General features: G+C 77.1%; 1 pseudogene. It reads left to right on the top strand.

Annotated features, from left to right (window positions below):
- Nucleotides 1–1,053, top strand: a pseudogene (locus tag G6R24_RS21135) (primosomal protein N'); the annotation flags it as partial.

Here is a 1,053-nt window from a genome sequence, read left to right as displayed (position 1 = left end):
GCGGTGGCCGCGGGCGGTCTGGTGGGCGCCGCCGGGGCCGGCCTGGCCGCGGATGATCGCGGCGGCGGTCGCGGCGGTGGTGCGCTCCGGGCGAGGGGCGATCGTGGTCGTTCCCGATCATCGGGATGTGGACCGGGTCGAGGCGGCGCTGGTCGAGGCGGTGGGGCGGGAGACGACGGTCGCGTTGCGTGCCGATCTTGGGCCGGCGGCGCGGTACCGGGCGTTTCTGGCCGTGCGGCGAGGCCAGGCCCGGGTGGTGGTGGGTACCCGGTCGGCCGTGTTCGCACCGGTCGAGGCGCTCGGGTTGATCGTCACCTGGGATGACGGGGACGATCTGCATGCCGAGCCGCTGGCCCCGTATCCGCACACCCGCGATGTCGCGGTGCTGCGCGCCGGGCAGGAACACGCGGCGTTGCTCGTCGGCGGGTTCTGCCCGACGGTGGAGGCCGAGGCGCTGGTGCGGGCGGGCTGGGCCCGTGCGCTGGTGGCCGCGCGGGCCCAGCTGCGGGAGCTCGCGCCCTGGGTGGAGGCGACGGGTTCCGATCACGAGGTCTCCCGCGATCCGGCGGCCCGCGCGGCCAGGCTGCCGTCACTGGTGGTGCGCACGGCGCGGGAGGCGTTGGCGGCGGGTGCCCCGGTGCTGGTGCAGGTCCCCCGGCGTGGCTATCAGCCGTCGCTGGCCTGCACGGGCTGTCGGCGTCCGGCCCGCTGCGGGCACTGCCAGGGGCCGCTGGGGCGACCGGGTGGGTCGGGGCCGCCGGCGTGTGGGTGGTGTGGGCGTCCCGTGGCGGCATGGCAGTGCCCGTCCTGCGGCGATCCGCGGCTGCGCGCGTCGGTGACGGGTGATCGGCGCACGGCCGAGGAGCTTGGCCGGGCGTTTCCCGGCGTACCGCTGCGCACATCGGGGCGTGACGGTGTGCTGGCCACCGTCCCCGCCGAGCCGGCGCTGGTCGTGTCCACACCGGGTGCGGAGCCGGTGGCCGAAGGCGGCGGGTACGGCGCGGTGGTGCTGCTCGACGGCTGGGCGCTGCTCGGGCGTCCGGATCTACGCGC

It is taken from the genome of Candidatus Frankia nodulisporulans, from assembly GCF_902806475.1.
In the GTDB taxonomy this organism is placed as follows: domain Bacteria; phylum Actinomycetota; class Actinomycetes; order Frankiales; family Frankiaceae; genus Frankia; species Frankia umida.
This window is presented reverse-complemented; position numbering and strand designations above follow the sequence as displayed.